We start from the raw sequence: 16,874 nt of genomic DNA, 5'->3' as shown, positions 1-16,874 counted from the left end.
AATATTATTTTAAATTTTTTTTTACTTATATTGACACCGTATAAATATTCGGACGGGGCGGCTTTTTCATCCCCGTCCCTAAATAAAATCCGGGATGCGGCGGCTGGTTGTAGGCGACATTCTGCCAGGCGACGCCTAAACGGTAGACGGGATCGTGCATGAGCGTATAAAAACGGTGCTCAGTCAGTTCAGTCGTCGTATAAATTCTCAGGGCATCGCTGTTTGCCGTCCTGAAGATCACCTCTTCCCGCCAATCGCCGAAAATATTCGCTTGAAGAACAGGCGTGCCTTTCGTCCAATTGTTCGAAAGGACCCTTTAGCAGTCAGCAGATTGATCAGTCTTCCGTTATGATAATCCCACTTATCGATTTTAGGAACGCCATCCGGCTCTTTCCAATCATGGTCCAGCAATTCGCGAAGCAGATCGCCGTCCCACCAGATCGCAAAGTTGGCAGAAGCCGGAGCCGCATCGCTGATTTTTTCTCCCTTATTCGTGTAAAGGCCGTACGAATTCCCCCGATTCCCCGGAGGATCGATCGCCCAGACGAGAGCGCCTTTATAACGGGGATCGATGTGCGCCGCCATTCCCCGGCCGACATCTGTATCAGCGGGGACGCCCCACAGCACCTCTCCTGTCCCTGCATCGCGAAATGAAAGGCCGTACGGCAAGCCCGGATCTTCATGCACCTGAAACACTTCGAGGCCGCACCGGTCGGGATCAAGGTCGCTGAGATGCATCGCATCTCCGTGCCCAAGCCCTGTCGTATAAAGGCCCTTGCCGTCGTGATCGACGGCCATCGCGCCGTAAATGATCTCATCCTTCCCGTCACCATCGACATCCGCGACGCTCAGGCTGTGATTCCCCTGTCCGGCATAACCGGCGTATCCGGGATTGTTGCTGTCAAACGTCCAAAGCTTCGAAAGCCCGCCGCCGCGGAAGTTGTAGGCGACAAGCACCGTTCTCGTGTAATACCCCCGCGCCATCACGAGGCTCGGCCGTTCTCCATCCAAATAGGCGATGCCTGCGAGAAACCGGTCCATGCGGTTGCCGTAACCGTCTCCCCAGTCTTCGAGCCTGCCGCGCGGCGGGTCGTAATCAACAGTCGCAAGTTCCCGGCCCGTTTCCCCATGAAAAACGGACAAGTATTCAGGGCCTGTTAAAATTCTGCCTTTTTCATTCCGGTAATCGGCAGATTTGTCGCCGATGACCCGTCCTGTCCCGTCAATCGTTCCATCAGCCGTTTTCATGGCGATTTCCGCTTTTCCGTCGCCGTCGAGGTCATAGACCATAAACTGGGTGTAATGAGCGCCTGCACGGATATTTTTGCCGAGGTTGATCCTCCATTTCGATCGGGCTTGTCAAGCCTCTGGCGATTTTTCTGCCGAACAGGACGGCTGTCAAAAAGAAGAGAATAAAAAGGGAGATGAGTATAGCTTTCATCGCAGAGATTTTGGAAAACATCGCATCAAAGGGAATCAGGCTCCAGTATGTCCAATTTTCATAGGGTGATGTGACATATGACATAAAAAAGCGGCTGCCGTTATTCTTCACGATTGTATATCCGTTTTGAACATGGGAAGATAAACGGGGCGGGTCGATTTTTTGTAAAGGGCTGTCCGAAAAAAAGGTGTGCCGTCCATCCGACATGGCAACCTTGCCAGCGCCTTCCTCCCAATCCTTCGGGAGATCGCCGACAATGCCTTTTAAGTCCGCCACGATCAATACGATTCCCAGATGGTCAAGATTCAGCTGTTTGTACGACCGGATTTCCCTGACTGATAAAAGCTCGCCGTTTGCGCCGGGCTTTGTCACCCATACGTTTCCCCCTTTCATGCGGGCCGCTTGCTTTGTCAATCTGCTGATTTGCCGTTTTAACGCTTCAGAGGAGTTTGCCCCGGCCGAGTATTCCGTTCCAAATGCGTCGACTAAATGGATCGACTTGATGTACCGCTTTGATCCCGTATATTCGGCAAGCTGATCCCAAATCTCCCGTTTGATCCGGTAGCGGCCGTATTTGTTCTGGTCATGTCCCGCTTTTAAGAGGTTCGTTTGAATGTTTTGATCTGTCGCGATTTGATATGACACGTCTTCGATCTTTTTCAGCTCATCTTCAATGCTCTTTGACGACATCATCAAAACTTGCGACGATTTCCGGTAAATTTGCTGATCATACATGCGGAAAGCGTACTGAACGCCGCCCAACATCAAAATCAGCGAAATCGCCATGATAAAGGAAATGAGGATAAACAACTGATCTTTAATTTTTAAATGCTGAAACCTGTTCACTGGACGTTAGCACCTTCATTCGCGCATGAAGGTCTCATGGCGGACGTCAAGCGCGCGGAAAGCGCGAAACGCCAGTTTTGTCAATACGAGGCTTAAAGCGCTGCCGCTGAAAAACAAGAGACATGTGACATGAAATAAGGTGAGCAGCACGAAGCCGATCGCACTTACGATCATCAAAAAAGAGACGAGCGGGCGGGCAAAACCGATCATGAAGCTGTATTTCAGCGCTTCGATCTGGTTCATCTCATAGTGGACATAGATCGGGAAAATGTAGGAGAGGATGATGGCATATATGATAAAAAGGCTGATGAATAAGCTTATAACGGCAGGCTGATCGAGAAGATAGACGGCGGCGATTCGAAAATCGACGTACAATAAAAGAGCGGTAAGGGACAGGATCAGACCGAGTATGACCGATCTCCCCCACCCTTTTTTAAATTCTATATAAAACGTCTGAAAAACGGGGATATCCGTATTGCCCATCGCCCATTTTCTCGTCACGGCAAACATGGCGCAAGTCGCCGGAGCAAGCCCGAATACGATCAATCCCGCAGCTGAAAAACCGATCCACAGCATATTCAGAAGCGCAAGCCTCATCACCCACTCGGAAAAGCGGTAAAATCCGTTCGACAACACGTGAATCATAATAAATAACCCTCCCCTTTTGTAGAAAACGCTTACATTTTGTGGAACAGAGTCTGATTTTGTATATTTCGCTTCCTGTTTGATAAATCCTTCTTTCTGAATGACGAAAAATGGGAGCTAAAAGCTCCCATCACCCGTTTTTACGATGAACAAAAGACTTTCAGCTGCTTAGGCCGGACGTACAAATCCTCGCCTACTTTGATTTGCAGCTTCAAAAAATCGTCTTTCGTTAATTCGATTTCAATGATATCCCCTGTATCGGTTCTCCTCAGCTCAAGCTGAACCGTCGACCCGATTGCGCGGATGTGTTCCGCCTTACAATGAATTCCGCTGTCATGGTCCGGCGTTTTTTCGACAATAAAGTGGTGCGGCCTGGCAAACCCGATACCATTGGCAGCAGTCTTTACGGTTTTCACATCTCCCGGCAACTCAAACTTGAAATTCCCATCGTAAATATATCCGCTGTCAAGCCGGCCTTTGAATTGGTTGACCGTACCGAGAAAATCGTACACGAACGGGTTCTCCGGCATTTCATACACGGCCTCAGGCGTGCCGACTTGCTCGATCCTTCCGTTGTTCATAATCACGACGCGGTCTGAGATGTCAAGCGCTTCCTCCTGATCATGGGTGACAAAAACGCTCGTAATATGAAACTCGTCGTGCACTTTTCTGAGCCAGCGGCGCAGTTCTTTTCTCACCTTTGCATCAAGGGCGCCGAACGGTTCATCAAGAAGGAGCACCTGGGGATTGACGGCAAGGGCGCGGGCGAGAGCCACCCTTTGCCTCTGCCCGCCTGAAAGCTGGGAAGGATACCGTTCGCCAAATTCTTTCAGCCTGACGATGTTCAGCAGCTCATCGACCTTTTGCTTGATTTCTTTTTTCGAAAGCCTTTCTTTCCGTGGACGAACTTTCAGTCCATAGGCCACATTTTCAAAAACGGTCATATTGCGAAAAAGGGCGTAATGCTGAAAAACAAAGCCGACATTGCGGTTTTTCACATGTACGTTTGTCTGATCAGCCCCCTCAAACAAAATGTTTCCCCGATCAGCTTGTTCAAGCCCGGCGATGATCCTGAGCAGCGTCGTTTTCCCCGATCCGGACGGCCCCAACAAGGAGATCAGCTCCCCTTTTTTGATTTCAAGATTGATATCTTTTAACCCATGAAATTCACCATACGATTTGGAAACATTTTTGATTGATATACCCATTGTTACCTAAGCTCCTTTTCCTGCCGTTTTTGTCTTTTTTTCGAGTATGTTCTTCAGCACCAGCGTAATTAATGCCAGGATGGACATTAATGAAGCGACGGCAAACGCGGCTGAAAATTGGTATTCGTTATATAAAATTTCGATGTGGAGAGGCATGGTATTCGTCTCTCCTCTAATATGACCGGAAACGACGGAGACGGCGCCAAATTCGCCGATCGCCCTCGCCCCGCATAAAATCACGCCGTATAAGAGGGCCCATTTGATGTTCGGCAATGTGATGTACCAAAAGGTTTTCCAGCCCCCCGCCCCGAGGGTCAGCGATGCCTCCTCCTCAGCCGATCCCTGGCTTTGCATGAAAGGGATCAGTTCGCGCGCAACAAACGGAAGCGTCACGAACAATGTCGCCAGCACGATTCCAGGCAGAGCGTAGACAATTTTGATGCCGTGGTCAATCAGCCACGGACCGAACAGCCCTGTTGTGCCAAACAGAAGAACGAAAACAAGGCCGGCGATCACGGGCGAAACCGCAAAAGGCAAATCGAGCAATGTGACAAGAATGTTTTTCCCTTTAAAATCGTATTTTGTGACAAGCCAGGCGGCTGCGATGCCGAATACGGCAGAAAGCGGCACTGTTATCGCCAGCACAAGCAGCGTCAGCCTGATGGCCGCCAAAGCGCCCGGATCTGAAATCGATGCGAAATACACATCCGCTCCTTTTTCAAAAGCCTTAATAAAAATGGCGGCAAGAGGCATGAGCAAAAAGACGGATAAAAACAGATAGACGATGGCGATGGAGAACGCCCGCACCGTTTTCGCGCCTGAAGATGGACTCGTTTGACTTGCGTTTTGCATATGCGTCTGTGCGTTCAATTTTGTCAACTCCTTACCCACCGCTTTGATACACGCCATTGAAACAGATTGATCATCAACAGCAATAAAAACGAAATCATCAGCATAACACAGGCAACAGCCGTTGCCCCGCTGTAATCGTATTGCTCAAGCTTTGTCATGATAATCAGCGGCGCAATTTCCGTTTTGTACGGAATATTGCCGGCGATAAAAACGACTGAGCCATATTCGCCGAGGGACCTGGCAAACGCCAAAGAAAACCCTGTGATTACAGAAGGCAGCAGCTGGGGAAAAATCACCTTCCAAAAAGTCTGCCGCGGAGCCGCCCCGAGAATGGCCGATGCTTCCTCGATTTCTTTCTCGATGTTCTCGATCACCGGCTGAACCGTCCTCACGATAAAAGGAAGGCCGATAAACACCAGGGCGATGATGATGCCAAGCGGCGTAAAAGCGACTTTTATGTGCAAAAATTGTCCGATCCATCCGTTTGGCGAGTAGAGCGATGTAAGCGCAATTCCCGCGACCGCGGTCGGCAGCGCAAACGGAAGGTCGACAAGCCCGTCAAGCAGCTTTTTTCCGGGAAAGGTATAGCGGGTCAGCACCCAGGCGATTAACAGGCCGAATACGGCATTGACAAGGGCGGCCGCCAAAGCGGTCATAACCGTAAGCCGGATCGAGGCGAGAACTCTCGGTTCGGCGACCGCCTGCCAAAAGTCGAGAAACCCCATTGAGGCTGTTTTCATAAATACCATCGTTAACGGAATCAGGACGATGATGCCGAGATAGGCCATCGTAATGCCTAAGCTGATTCCAAAACCGGGAAATATGTTTTTTCTTCTTGTCGCACCTGCTGTTTTGATTGTGAACACCTCCAGCTTGCGTTACTTTTGATACAATTGATCAAACAAACCTCCGTCGTTAAAATGCGTTTCCTGGGCTTTTTTCCAGCCGCCGAAGCCGTCATTTACGTTCACCAGCTCTACGTGCGGAAACTGCTTTTGATATTTTTGAAGCACTTTTTTATCCCGAGGCCGGTAGTAATGTTTGGCGGCAATCTCTTGGCCTTTTTCGGAATATAAATATTCCAGGTATGCTTTCGCTGCTTTTTCAGTCCCTTTCCGTTTTGCAACCTTATCAACAACCGCAACTGGCGGCTCCGCCAATATGCTGATCGAAGGGTAGACGATCTCAAACTTATCTTTTCCAAGCTCATGCAGCGTGAGATAGGCCTCATTTTCCCAGGCGATCAGCACGTCGCCCAAGCCCCTTTCAACAAATGTCGTCGTCGCGCCGCGGGCTCCCGAATCCAACACCTCGACATGGCCGTACAACTCTTTCATATACGACTCTATTTTTTTCTCGTCTCCGCTGTAGACCTTATCAGCATATGCCCATGCGGCGAGGTAGTTCCACCTCGCGCCCCCCGATGTTTTCGGATTCGGGGTGATGACTGATACGCCGTCCTTGACCAGATCATCCCAGTCTTTAATCTGCTTTGGATTGCCTTTTTTCACAAGAAAAACAATCGTTGATGTATAAGGGGTTGAGTTGTCGGGAAGCTCTTTTTGCCAATTTTTTGACAGAAGGCCTTTGTCCGCGATGCTGTCAATGTCATAAGCGAGAGCAAGTGTGGCCACATCGGCTTCCAATCCGTCGATAATGGAGCGCCCCTGTTTGCCTGATCCTCCGTGTGACTGCTTGATGGTCACGTCTTGGCCGCTCTTTTCTTTCCAATACTCTTTAAAGGCCTGATTATATTCCTGATAAAGCTCCCTCGTCGGATCATACGAAACATTCAAAAGCTCGACAGAACCCGAATCGGAAGACTGGGTATTTTCGCTTGAGCAGCCCGCTCCGATCAGTGTAAAAACGATGAACAGTATAGAAATGTTGAACAGTTTCATAAATTGCCCTCCTTTAAATGTTATTTTTATATGTTGATATAGGCGTTTTCGCTACTCTTCTTTTCCGAAATGCGAACCCGGGCTCCCCCCTTTAGCGCTCCCGATCAATAAAAAAAGCCCCTGACATGAAAACATGTCAAGGGCCTTCGGCTGTCCGATCGGCATCTATTAGCTCAAATTTACATTCATCATATTCAAAGTATTCCTACAAGTCAACTAATTTTTAAAGAAATCTTTCAAAATTAAAAAGGTTTGACCCGCAGATAAACCGGATCAAACCTTCTGACATTCTATTTTTTAGCTTTTGCAGACTTTTTAATATTGACGCCGACCGCCGTCCCGTTTCTGCTCGAATCGGCGACGCCCAGGAAAGATTTGTGTTCCCGGTCAATGAAAATGCTCTGCACGTTTCCGATGTCCACGGGACTCGTCCCAAACTTATGACCGAACTCATTGAGCTTCAGCCTGACATCCTCAGGCATCCCTTCTTCATAGCGGTATGATGAGAGACTGTTCGTGTAAATTCGCGGTTCTTCAATCGCATCCTGCAGGCTCATTCCGTATTCAAAATAATTGAGGATCGTCTGGAATACCGAGGCGATGATCGTCGTTCCGCCAGGCGAACCGACGGTAAGCACAGGTTTGTCGTCTTTAAACACAATCGTCGGCGTCATGCTGGAAAGCGGCCGTTTATTCGGCTGCACTTCATTGGCTCCGCCCGGAACTGCATCAAAGTCGGTCAGCTCGTTGTTTAAGAACAATCCGTAGCCGGGCACCATAATTCCCGTTCCGAAGAGCTGTTCAATCGTCGTCGTATAAGAAACGACATTGCCCCATTGATCTGTTACGGTAAAGTGTGTCGTTTCCCCGACCGTTTTATCGTCAGGCTGCTTCACGATCGAATAGTTCGGCTCGCCTGATTCGTATTTCCACGGATCGCCCTCTTTCGCCTCACGGTTTACCGAGTCGAGGCTGATCAGCTTCTGCCGCTCCTTAATATAATCGTCATTCAAGAGCCCTTTCAGCGGGACATTGACAAACTCGGGATCTCCGGCGTATGCCGCTCTGTCGGCATATGACAAGTGCATCGTTTCAGCCAGCAGATGATATTTTTCAAATGATTTCGGATCGTACTGGGACACATGAAAATCGTCGATCAGCTTCAGCATTTGCAGCATGAAAACTCCGCCTGAGCTCGGAGGAGGCATGCTCGCAATATCGTAGCCGTGATATTCTCCCCAGATCGGCTTGTCGGTCGTTACCTCATAGCGCGACAGATCGTCCGGCGTCATCGAACCCCCGAAATCCTGAACGACCCCTGCGAGCGCTTCACCGATCTTTCCTTGATAAAACGCTTTTGACCCTTCTTTTTTAATCAACGTAAACGTTTTCGCCAAATCTTTTTGAACGAGAATGTCTCCCTCTTTCAATGGTTTTCCGTCAGGAAGAAAAATTTCTTTCGCTGCCGTTTTGCTCAGCTTGTCCTGATATTCATCAATCGCGTCAGCCAGTACCGAATCGATTGGAAACCCGTCTTTGGCAAGCTTGATCGAAGGATTGATGAGGTCCTTCATCTTTTTCGTGCCCCACTTTTTATGCGCAGCTTCAAGCCCCTTCAGCGTACCCGGCACACCGACTGCATTTCCGTGCGTCGACCTTTGTGAAAAAGGGATGACTTTTCCGTCTTCGTCCAAAAACATATCCGGAGTAGCGCCAGCGGGAGCCCGCTCACGGCTGTTGATGATCGAGGTTTCCTTCGTTTTGCCGTCGTATACCATCATAAACCCGCCGCCTCCGAGTCCCGACATCATCGGCTCTGTGACATTCAGGGCAAATTGAATCGCAATCGCCGCATCAATCGCATTTCCGCCTTTTTTCAAAACATCGGCACCGATTTTTGACGCCAGCGGATGGGCTGTTGCGACCATTCCGTCTGTTCCTACGGCAACTTTTTCCCCTTCATCTCTTACACCTTCTGCTTTTGAAACTGGACTGAAAAAGCAACCAACCGTTAAGCAAAAGACCAAAACAATGAAAGCAAAACGTCTCATCAGCTCACTCCCTTTCCAGTTTGTTTCCACTATAAAAGAAATTGAGTTGAAAATAAAGAAGAATCATAATTTTCAATATTTTTTGAATCGAATTTCCCGGTTTTAAAAATGGTTTTATCATCATTCTTTAGGCATAATCAAATAAAAGGACAAACAGACTAGTTCATAACGAAACACATCATTGTTACGTTCACCGTTTTGTCAAAAAATAGACACACTTGAAAATTGATTGTTTTTTTCGACTGCACCTGTTTTTTTTCGACAAAAAGTTATATAATATTTTGATGTGTGCATTGTCTCATTTAAACAATGGAGGGTTACAAATGTTAAAAAGAAAAAAAGACAAGTTTTCTGTGCTTTTGACGGAAATTGCAAAAAATTTAGACGAAACTGCCGAGTATTTTGTTAACTATAAAGTGACGAATCAAACGACCCTTAAAGAATTCGCGGATACCTTAAAAGAGTATGAGACAAAAGGTGATAACTATGTACATACGATGATTAAGGAACTGAATAAGGCTTTTATCACGCCTATTGAGCGCGAAGACATCCTTCAGCTGACGAACAGCCTTGACGATGTGCTCGACGGCATCGAACATTTCTCCGCAATGATGGAAATCTTTTCGATTACGTCTTCTGATGAACACATCGATAAATTCAGCGGCTATATCAGAGAATGTGCAAAAGAAATCCTGATCACGATCGAATTGATGGCGGACAACCGTCTCAAAGAAATTCAGCCGCACGCCATCAAAATTAAAGAATACGAACACAACTGCGATAATCTCCACCGCAAATCATTAAAAAATCTTTTCGGTACGGAAACGGATCCGATTAAAGTCATTCAATACCGGGAAATTTATGAAACGCTTGAAGAAATCGCGGATTCGTGCCAAAGTGTAGCAAACAATCTGGAAACCATCATAATGAAAAATGCGTAACGAGGGATTATAATGGATCTATTATTTGTATTAACCATACTGATTGTCATCTTTGCTTTGGCATTTGACTTTATCAACGGGTTTCACGATACTGCAAATGCAATCGCCACCTCGGTTTCGACAAAAGCTTTAAAACCAAGGCATGCCATTATCATGGCAGCTGTGATGAACTTCGTGGGCGCCATGACGTTTACGGGCGTCGCGAAAACGATTACGAGCGATATCGCCGACCCTTTTAAACTGCACAACGGATCACTGGTGATTCTCGCCGCTCTGATCGCCGGAATTACATGGAACCTCGTGACGTGGTACTTCGGCATTCCGAGCAGCTCATCCCACGCGATTATCGGGGCCATTGCCGGGGCTGTCATCGCATCAGCAGGATTCGGCGCGATTAAATACAGCGGATTTATTAAAATTATCGAAGCACTTATTTTATCACCGATTCTTGCCTTTGTTGTAGGATATATCATCTATACCATCGTCAAGCTCATATTTAAAAACAGCAACCTTGCCAAAACGAACAAGCAGTTCCGCCGGGTGCAAATCGCAACAGCGGCGCTGCAATCCTACACACACGGAACGAACGACGCCCAAAAATCGATGGGGATCATTACGATGGCATTGATTGCCGGCGGCATGCACAACACGCACGAGGTCCCTTTCTGGGTGCAATTCGCATGCGCCTTGGCCATGGGGCTTGGAACGTCAGTCGGCGGCTGGAAAATCATTAAAACCGTCGGCGGCAAAATCATGAAGCTCCGCCCTGTCAACGGTGTTTCCGCCGACTTAACGGGCGCTGCGATCATCTTTGGGGCCACGGTCATTCACTTGCCTGTCAGCACGACTCACGTTATTTCTTCATCTATTCTCGGAGTCGGCTCCGCCCACAGGGTGAAAGGCGTTAACTGGGGCACGGCCAAACGAATGGTCGTCACATGGGTGATTACCCTTCCGATTGCAGGAACCCTCGGCGCGTTTGCCTACTTTATACTGGATTTGTTTTTTTAGTCAACTTGAGCCTCCCGCTAAAGAATATCTTTAGCGGGAGTTTTCATGTTTAAGAGATTTCCCTCATATGTATAGAAGCAGTATTGCACTTTTTCTCGGGAAGAGGGAACAAGCTATGCTGCTTTTTTATCAATTTTCAGTCTGGGTGATCGTCCTCGCCTTAGCCTTGTACGTTTTTGCCGTCTGGCGTTTTGAAAAAAAGATGAAAGAAAAAACGATCGCAATCCGGAAAACATGGTATCTCCTTTATGTGATCGGCGCCGCGCTTTACTGGACGTACGATCCGCAGTCCATTTTCAGCAATTGGCTCCATTACTTGATCGTCGCCGTCTTTTTTACGTTGACTGATGCGTTTATTTTCTTAAACGCCTACTTCAAAAAGCTCGGCACGAACGAATTGGCCACAGACACAAGAGAGCTTCTTGAAGAAAACAACGACCTGCTCCACACGTATCAAAACAGGCTCAAAACGTACCAATACCTATTGAAAAACGAACCGATCCACATCTACTATGGAGATATAGAAGCTTACGCTGAAGGCATTGAAAAACTCATCAAACGGTTTGCCGAAAAAATGAATATATCCGCCGCACTATGCGAATATAATTCACAAGAGAGCAAAGATCATTTGCTCGAACATATGGAAAACCGTTTCGCTGTTCAGGAAAAGCTGGACCGGAAAGACGTGTATTACGAAGAAAACGGAAAAATGGTCCTGATTCCATTCTCGATTCATGAATACGACTATGTGATGAAACTGACATCCGAGGACCTTGTCACTGAGTTTGATTATCTGCTGTTTACTTCTTTAACCAGCATCTATGATCTTCTGCTACCAAACGAAGAGGAAGGTGACGAATGATGGAGCCGGTTTTTCAGCAAGACAAAGACCGTTCAACGGGGCGCGGCACATGTAAAGTATTCAAAAAGCAATCAAAAACCCACATCGCCAAATACGAAGTCAGCCCCCACACCGAACGGATTTTCAGGCAAAATGCCCGGCTGATCGATGAGTATAAACGAAAAAAAGCCTGATAAGAGAGGACGGGAAATTTCTCCCGTCCTTATTCCGTTTTCCCCGATCTTACATACAATAAACCAAAATGACTGCAATCGGGTGATGGTGTGAAAAAAATAAAGAAGCATGTGAAACATGTCGATTTTGCAAAATTTGGCCTCTCAGACTATACGGCCCTCCTCAGGAAAAGAAGCGAGAAGGTGATCAAGGCGTTAAACAGAGGGAAAAAGAAGAGTTGATATCTTTTTGAAAGCCCTTCGGATAAAACTCGTATTTCTAGACGGAAATAAATCACCTTTATCAAAACAGCCGGTTAGCGGTAAATTGTACCGCCGACTGGCTGTTTTTTATACATTTCAATATTGCATATAGGTATTACAGACGTTAACCCATCCGATTTTAATGGGGAGATCATATAAAAATATATTGCTAGGTTTCTTTTAGTCCGAACACGGAAATATATGGGATCCTTTATAAACAGAAAGGCAGCAAGTACGTGAAAATAATCCTGACCACGATAATCAGTATATTTATCATTCCACTTTCATTGGCCGCGACTGTTCTCTATGCCGGTTTGACTATGCTGGTTGATGTCATGATGCGAAATGAAACATCAGGGTACCTCACCATTCCAATGAAAACTAAAAAGAAACATCGGGCTCCAAGCATCGCTCTTTAGCCCGGTGCCCCTTTATCCCAAAGAATGCTCCTGTTCATCTGCTGTTACGGATTGCGGCAGCCGATCAGCCTTGATCGGTTTTACAAAGAAGGCGACAGAAAGCGATCCCGCCACTGCAAGACCCCCGGCCAGCAAAAATGCGCTCGTAAAAGCCCCGCTGTATTCTACGATGAATCCCGTGACGGTTGGACCGATAATGCCTGACGTATTGGCGAGAAAATGCATGAATCCGCTGACTCCTCCGACACGGTCGGGATGAACGATGTCCTGAATGATCGCCCAGTAGGTAATCCCGGTCACATACAAAAAGAAAACCGATAGCGCGACTAATGCAACTGCTCCTGCCGTCGTCGTCACCACTCCGGCAAACCCTATACATACAGCCGCGGCCAAAAGGCAAACGACGAGAACCGCTTTCCTAGAAAACATCTGCTTGCCCATGATGCTGAAAATATAATCCGAAATAAATCCGCCCAATGCAAGACCGATAAATCCGACAACCCACGGAATGATAGTCGCAATGCTCATATCGTGGATGCTCAGCCCGCGGGCTGTCGTCAAATAGCTCGGAAACCATGTTAAGAAAAAAAACAGAACGTAATTATACGAGAAAAAAGCAAACGCGGTAAAAAGAACGGTCGGCTGTTTTAAGTAAAAGGACAGCGGAATGCCGCCGCCCTTTTGCAAATTCCTCTCTTTCTCAGCGGCTGCACTTTGAGATGCGTCCGGTTTGTCTTTCATGAACTTCATCCAAAACCAAGTCCAAATGAGACCGATCAGCATAATCAGCACAAAGGAAGCTTTCCAGCCCCAATGGATCGCAATCAGCCCGACGATCGGCCCTGACACCGCCCCTCCGAGCGGCGTTCCGCACATGGCCATTCCGAGCGCCCTCGCCCTTTCTTTTTTCGGGAACCAATTGTTGACCGCCTTGCTCGTAGCTGCTGAAAGAGGACCTTCTCCCATGCCGAAGATGACGCGGATGATAAAGAGCGACACAAAGTTGTACGTAAGCGCAATGGACCCGCTGAACACCGACCAGACAACCATTGCCGCCGACAACGTATGCTTTGCCCCGTATTTGTCAGAAGCCCAGCCCCCGATAAAATTAAAGATCGCATATCCAATGAAAAAGCTGCTGAACAACATCCCCATCTGGGCGGGACTGATGTGCAGGTCTTCCTGAATGAACGGGGCGGCGACAGACAGCGCCGAACGATCCAAATAATTAATCACTCCGGCTAAAAAGAGCATCACAAGCACAAAACCCCTGCCGTTTGAGAACATGGGCAACCCCTCTTTCCGCTTTTTTTATGAAACGTTAATCTGCCAGATTGATCATCATCTTCACAGAATTTTCCTCCGGTGCAAACGCTGCTTCAAAGCCGCCGGCAACTTCGCTGAATGGAAGGTATCCTGTAATAAACCGTTCTGTGTCAACCGCACCGTTTTCAATGGCACGAATGACCGCCGCAAAATCGCTCCGCAAAGCATTGCGGCTGGACAAAATCGCGAGCTCCCTTTTATGGAACTCGGGGTCCGGAATCGACAGGCGGTCATTGACAAGCCCGACATAGACAAGGCGTCCCCCGTAAGCGGCGTACTTGTAAGCCTCATTCATGGAAGCGGCATGGCCTGTCGCGTCAAAAACCGCCTGGGGAAAATCGCCGGCTGTCAACCGCTTGATCTCTCCGGCCGCGTTTTCACCCGCGACGACGGTTTCATCGGCTTCCGCCCACATCCGGCTGAATGCCAGGCGGTCTTCCCGCAGATCCATCGCGATCACGTTCGCCCCCTTCAATTTGGAAAATTTCATTACGCCGAGGCCGATCGGCCCCGCTCCAATCACCAGCACCGTCTCCCCTTTTCGAATATCCGCTCGTTCTGCGGCGTGGGCGCCGATGCTTAAACACTCGACGACAGCCGCTTCGCTGTGTGTCAGATTATCCGTTTTCAGCAAATGGTCTGCAGGGACTGCCAAATACTCCTGCATTCCTCCGTCAATGTGGACGCCGAGCACATTAAGGTTCATGCAGCAATTGGGGCGGCCGCTGCGGCACGCGGCACAATTGCCGCATTCCAAATAAGGAATGACTGTCACCCGATCGCCGGTCTTCAACAACCCTCGGGAATTGCGGATCTCGGCGATTTCGCCCGCCAGCTCATGACCGAGCACCCTTGGATACGAAAAGAACGGCTGCCTTCCGCAATAGGCGTGAAAGTCCGTGCCGCATACCCCGATGCGCTTGATGTTGACGAGCGCTTCCCCCGGCTTCGGCTCCGGCTCTTTTATTTCAGTCATGTTGAAGCGGTAAGGCTCCTCACACACGATTCGTTTCATCGGTTCACCCTCCTATACGCCCGAGTAGGCCAAAAACCCGCCGTCCACAGGTACCGTAATGCCGGTGACAAAGCCCGACATCTCCTCATCCGCCAGCCACAGCAACGTTCCCAATAAATCCTCGGGCCGGCCAAACCGTTTCATCGGAGTATGTGAAATGATGCTTTCCGCTCTCTCCGTCAATCCGCCGTTTTGATCGAGAAGGAGCCGCTCGTTTTGCTTTGTCAAAAAAAAGCCCGGCGCAATCGCGTTGACGCGGATGCCCGTTTCAGCCAGGTAGACGGCAAGCCATTTCGTAAAATTTTCGATGCCGGCTTTTGCGGCGCTGTATGCGGGAACTTTCGTCATCGGGACTTTTGCGCTCATTGAGGATATATTGATCACTGATGCCCCTTTTCTGTTCAGCATCTTTTTCGTAAATATCTGGGTTGGAATGAAAGATCCGAGAAAGTTCAAATTGAAAACAGAACGAACATCGGCTGTGTGCAGGTCAAATAGCGTTGTGATATTTTCATTCAAGAGGTGGTCGGGATGCAGGGTTTCATTCGATGTCGTGCCGTTTGGATGGTTGCCTCCGGCTCCGTTGATCAAGAGGTCGCAGCCGCCAAAACGTTGTGCTACGAGACGCTCTGCCCGTTCGACGCTTTTTTGGTCGAGGACATCGCATTCGACCGCGATCGCCTCGCCTCCGGCTTTCTGAATGTCTGCGGCGACAAGCTCCCCGTTTTCAGCATTCCGGTTCAATATGGCCACCTTCATGCCCTGGCGGCCGAGCTCCCGCGCCATTGCGCCGCATAGCACTCCGCTCCCGCCGGTAATAACCGCCGTTTTCCCCTTTAACTGTTGATGGATTTCAAGCATTGTGAAGCCCCCCGTTTTTCTTTTTCCAGCGAATCCCAAATTCCCCATAAATACATGATCCCAAGCGCCCTGTCATACAGCCCGTATCCAGGCCTGCATGCTTCATTCCAGATGTGGCGGCCGTGATCGGGGCGTACATATCCGGAAAAGCCGGTTTCATGATAGGCTTTGACGATCCCGCAAATATCTACAGAGCCGTCCTCCGTCCTGTGCGACGTTTCGATAAAATCTTGATTATCATAAACTTTCACATTGCGGATATGTGCAAACGGAATCCGATCTGGATGCGTTTTGATGATTCGGATCATGTCGTTTTTCGGATTGGCGCCTAAGGAGCCGCTGCAAAGGGTGACGCCGTTGCTTGGATGGTCCACAAGCCTGAGCACCCGGCCGATGCTTTCTTCAGAGGTGATGATGCGCGGAAGCCCGAAAATCGGCCACGGCGGATCATCCGGATGAATCGCCATTTTGATCCCGCAGCGTGCGGCGGTAGGTATAATTTGCTCCAAGAAATAGTGAAGATGATTCCACAAATCGTCTTCTGTTACGTTTTGATATGCTTCAAAAAGCTTTGTCAGATGCTCAAGGCGCTCAGGCTCCCAGCCCGGCATCGTAAATTCCACGTTATTTGCGATTTTATCGACGATTTCAAAAGGGTCGATTTGGTCGACTTTTGCGTGTTCGTAAAACAAAGCGGTCGAACCGTCTTCCGCTTCTTTGTACAAATCGGTGCGGAGCCAGTCAAAAACGGGCATAAAATTATAGCAGATTACTTTGACGCCCGCCTTGGCCAGGTTTTCAATTGTACGCTTGTATCTTTCAATGTAAAGGTCTCTTGATGGCAGTCCAAGCTTTATATCCTCGTGAATGTTAACGCTTTCAACAACATCGATGTGAAACCCGTGCTTCTCGCAAATCCGCTTGACCTCCACAATGTCTTCCAGCGGCCATTCTTCGCCTGCAGGCAGATGATGAAGCGCCCATACGATTCCTTCAACACCGGGAATTTGCCTGATTTGCTCGAGGGTAACGGTATCATTGCCTTCTCCATACCATCTGAAAACCATTTTCATCACAGA

At 48.5% G+C, this 16,874-nt stretch carries 15 protein-coding genes and 1 pseudogene; 4 read left to right on the top strand and 12 right to left on the bottom strand.

Annotated features, from left to right (window positions below; translation table 11 throughout):
- Positions 1 to 25: 25 nt before the first annotated feature.
- The 8 genes and pseudogenes from NSQ39_RS05660 to ggt form a co-directional block, all read right to left on the bottom strand.
- Positions 26 to 1,344, bottom strand: a pseudogene (locus NSQ39_RS05660) (rhamnogalacturonan lyase); the annotation flags it as partial.
- A complete protein-coding gene (locus tag NSQ39_RS05655) occupies positions 1,280 to 2,287 on the bottom strand; it encodes a cache domain-containing protein (protein ID WP_236809703.1) in 1,008 nt (335 codons plus the stop codon). The gene NSQ39_RS05655 and the pseudogene NSQ39_RS05660, both read right to left, overlap by 65 nt.
- 15 nt (positions 2,288 to 2,302) lie before the next feature.
- The gene (locus tag NSQ39_RS05650) at positions 2,303 to 2,932 is read right to left on the bottom strand and encodes a YesL family protein (protein WP_175076307.1); all 630 of its coding nucleotides are present in this window, start codon (positions 2,930 to 2,932) and stop codon (positions 2,303 to 2,305) included.
- A 140-nt stretch (positions 2,933 to 3,072) separates the two neighbouring features.
- Entirely contained in the window at positions 3,073 to 4,140 is a 1,068-nt protein-coding gene (locus NSQ39_RS05645; protein ID WP_175076308.1) for a sulfate/molybdate ABC transporter ATP-binding protein, read from the bottom strand.
- Positions 4,141 to 4,146: 6 nt separating this feature from the next.
- Entirely contained in the window at positions 4,147 to 4,992 is an 846-nt protein-coding gene (gene cysW / locus NSQ39_RS05640; RefSeq protein WP_046131315.1) for a sulfate ABC transporter permease subunit CysW, read from the bottom strand.
- Between the two features lie 23 nt (positions 4,993 to 5,015).
- The gene (cysT, locus tag NSQ39_RS05635; protein ID WP_231947481.1) at positions 5,016 to 5,780 is read right to left on the bottom strand and encodes a sulfate ABC transporter permease subunit CysT; all 765 of its coding nucleotides are present in this window, start codon (positions 5,778 to 5,780) and stop codon (positions 5,016 to 5,018) included.
- Positions 5,781 to 5,870: 90 nt separating this feature from the next.
- Entirely contained in the window at positions 5,871 to 6,893 is a 1,023-nt protein-coding gene (locus NSQ39_RS05630; protein WP_175076309.1) for a sulfate ABC transporter substrate-binding protein, read from the bottom strand.
- A 290-nt stretch (positions 6,894 to 7,183) separates the two neighbouring features.
- Positions 7,184 to 8,944, bottom strand: a complete 1,761-nt coding sequence (gene ggt, locus NSQ39_RS05625; RefSeq protein WP_046131129.1) for a gamma-glutamyltransferase — start codon at positions 8,942 to 8,944, stop codon at positions 7,184 to 7,186.
- A 323-nt stretch (positions 8,945 to 9,267) separates the two neighbouring features.
- Here ggt and NSQ39_RS05620 point away from each other — a divergent pair, with 323 nt between their 5' ends.
- From NSQ39_RS05620 to NSQ39_RS05605, 4 genes are all read left to right on the top strand, one after another.
- The gene (locus NSQ39_RS05620; protein ID WP_006638544.1) at positions 9,268 to 9,885 is read left to right on the top strand and encodes a DUF47 domain-containing protein; all 618 of its coding nucleotides are present in this window, start codon (positions 9,268 to 9,270) and stop codon (positions 9,883 to 9,885) included.
- Between the two features lie 12 nt (positions 9,886 to 9,897).
- Positions 9,898 to 10,896 carry an inorganic phosphate transporter gene (locus tag NSQ39_RS05615; RefSeq protein ID WP_046131130.1) on the top strand — a complete coding sequence of 333 codons (999 nt, stop codon included), beginning with the start codon at positions 9,898 to 9,900 and terminating at the stop codon, positions 10,894 to 10,896.
- Between the two features lie 115 nt (positions 10,897 to 11,011).
- On the top strand, positions 11,012 to 11,758 hold the full coding sequence (locus NSQ39_RS05610; protein WP_046131131.1) for a type II toxin-antitoxin system SpoIISA family toxin: 747 nt from the start codon (positions 11,012 to 11,014) through the stop codon (positions 11,756 to 11,758).
- Positions 11,758 to 11,931: a type II toxin-antitoxin system SpoIISB family antitoxin gene (locus tag NSQ39_RS05605; RefSeq protein ID WP_046131317.1), complete on the top strand. Its 174-nt coding sequence runs from the start codon at positions 11,758 to 11,760 to the stop codon at positions 11,929 to 11,931. The genes NSQ39_RS05610 and NSQ39_RS05605 overlap by 1 nt, the downstream gene beginning before the upstream one ends.
- 674 nt (positions 11,932 to 12,605) lie before the next feature.
- Here NSQ39_RS05605 and NSQ39_RS05600 read toward each other — a convergent pair.
- From NSQ39_RS05600 to uxuA, 4 genes are read right to left on the bottom strand one after another with little or no spacing between them, the layout of a single operon-like run.
- Positions 12,606 to 13,880 (bottom strand): MFS transporter, encoded by a 1,275-nt coding sequence (locus NSQ39_RS05600; protein WP_341014388.1) that lies wholly within the window; start codon positions 13,878 to 13,880, stop codon positions 12,606 to 12,608.
- Between the two features lie 34 nt (positions 13,881 to 13,914).
- The gene (locus NSQ39_RS05595) at positions 13,915 to 14,934 is read right to left on the bottom strand and encodes a zinc-binding alcohol dehydrogenase family protein (protein WP_341014387.1); all 1,020 of its coding nucleotides are present in this window, start codon (positions 14,932 to 14,934) and stop codon (positions 13,915 to 13,917) included.
- 12 nt (positions 14,935 to 14,946) lie between these two features.
- The gene (locus NSQ39_RS05590; RefSeq protein ID WP_046131133.1) at positions 14,947 to 15,795 is read right to left on the bottom strand and encodes an SDR family oxidoreductase; all 849 of its coding nucleotides are present in this window, start codon (positions 15,793 to 15,795) and stop codon (positions 14,947 to 14,949) included.
- Positions 15,771 to 16,868: a mannonate dehydratase gene (uxuA, locus tag NSQ39_RS05585; RefSeq protein WP_046131134.1), complete on the bottom strand. Its 1,098-nt coding sequence runs from the start codon at positions 16,866 to 16,868 to the stop codon at positions 15,771 to 15,773. Before uxuA ends, NSQ39_RS05590 begins: the two co-directional genes overlap by 25 nt.
- Between the last annotated feature and the right edge of the window lie 6 nt (positions 16,869 to 16,874).

Origin of the sequence: Bacillus sp. FSL W8-0848 (assembly GCF_038007805.1) — a bacterium.
In the GTDB taxonomy this organism is placed as follows: domain Bacteria; phylum Bacillota; class Bacilli; order Bacillales; family Bacillaceae; genus Bacillus; species Bacillus glycinifermentans.
This window is presented reverse-complemented; position numbering and strand designations above follow the sequence as displayed.

Excerpts from the sequence above, each read along its gene's own strand:
- NSQ39_RS05650 (WP_175076307.1), bottom strand. The coding sequence starts at position 2,932 with ATGATTCACGTGTTGTCGAACGGATTTTACCGCTTTTCCGAGTGGGTG.
- NSQ39_RS05645 (WP_175076308.1), bottom strand. The coding sequence starts at position 4,140 with ATGGGTATATCAATCAAAAATGTTTCCAAATCGTATGGTGAATTTCAT.
- cysW (WP_046131315.1), bottom strand. The coding sequence starts at position 4,992 with ATGCAAAACGCAAGTCAAACGAGTCCATCTTCAGGCGCGAAAACGGTG.
- cysT (WP_231947481.1), bottom strand. The coding sequence starts at position 5,780 with ATGGCCTATCTCGGCATCATCGTCCTGATTCCGTTAACGATGGTATTT.
- NSQ39_RS05630 (WP_175076309.1), bottom strand. The coding sequence starts at position 6,893 with ATGAAACTGTTCAACATTTCTATACTGTTCATCGTTTTTACACTGATC.
- ggt (WP_046131129.1), bottom strand. The coding sequence starts at position 8,944 with ATGAGACGTTTTGCTTTCATTGTTTTGGTCTTTTGCTTAACGGTTGGT.
- NSQ39_RS05620 (WP_006638544.1), top strand. The coding sequence starts at position 9,268 with ATGTTAAAAAGAAAAAAAGACAAGTTTTCTGTGCTTTTGACGGAAATT.
- NSQ39_RS05615 (WP_046131130.1), top strand. The coding sequence starts at position 9,898 with ATGGATCTATTATTTGTATTAACCATACTGATTGTCATCTTTGCTTTG.
- NSQ39_RS05610 (WP_046131131.1), top strand. The coding sequence starts at position 11,012 with ATGCTGCTTTTTTATCAATTTTCAGTCTGGGTGATCGTCCTCGCCTTA.
- NSQ39_RS05605 (WP_046131317.1), top strand. The coding sequence starts at position 11,758 with ATGGAGCCGGTTTTTCAGCAAGACAAAGACCGTTCAACGGGGCGCGGC.
- NSQ39_RS05600 (WP_341014388.1), bottom strand. The coding sequence starts at position 13,880 with ATGTTCTCAAACGGCAGGGGTTTTGTGCTTGTGATGCTCTTTTTAGCC.
- NSQ39_RS05595 (WP_341014387.1), bottom strand. The coding sequence starts at position 14,934 with ATGAAACGAATCGTGTGTGAGGAGCCTTACCGCTTCAACATGACTGAA.
- NSQ39_RS05590 (WP_046131133.1), bottom strand. The coding sequence starts at position 15,795 with ATGCTTGAAATCCATCAACAGTTAAAGGGGAAAACGGCGGTTATTACC.
- uxuA (WP_046131134.1), bottom strand. The coding sequence starts at position 16,868 with ATGAAAATGGTTTTCAGATGGTATGGAGAAGGCAATGATACCGTTACC.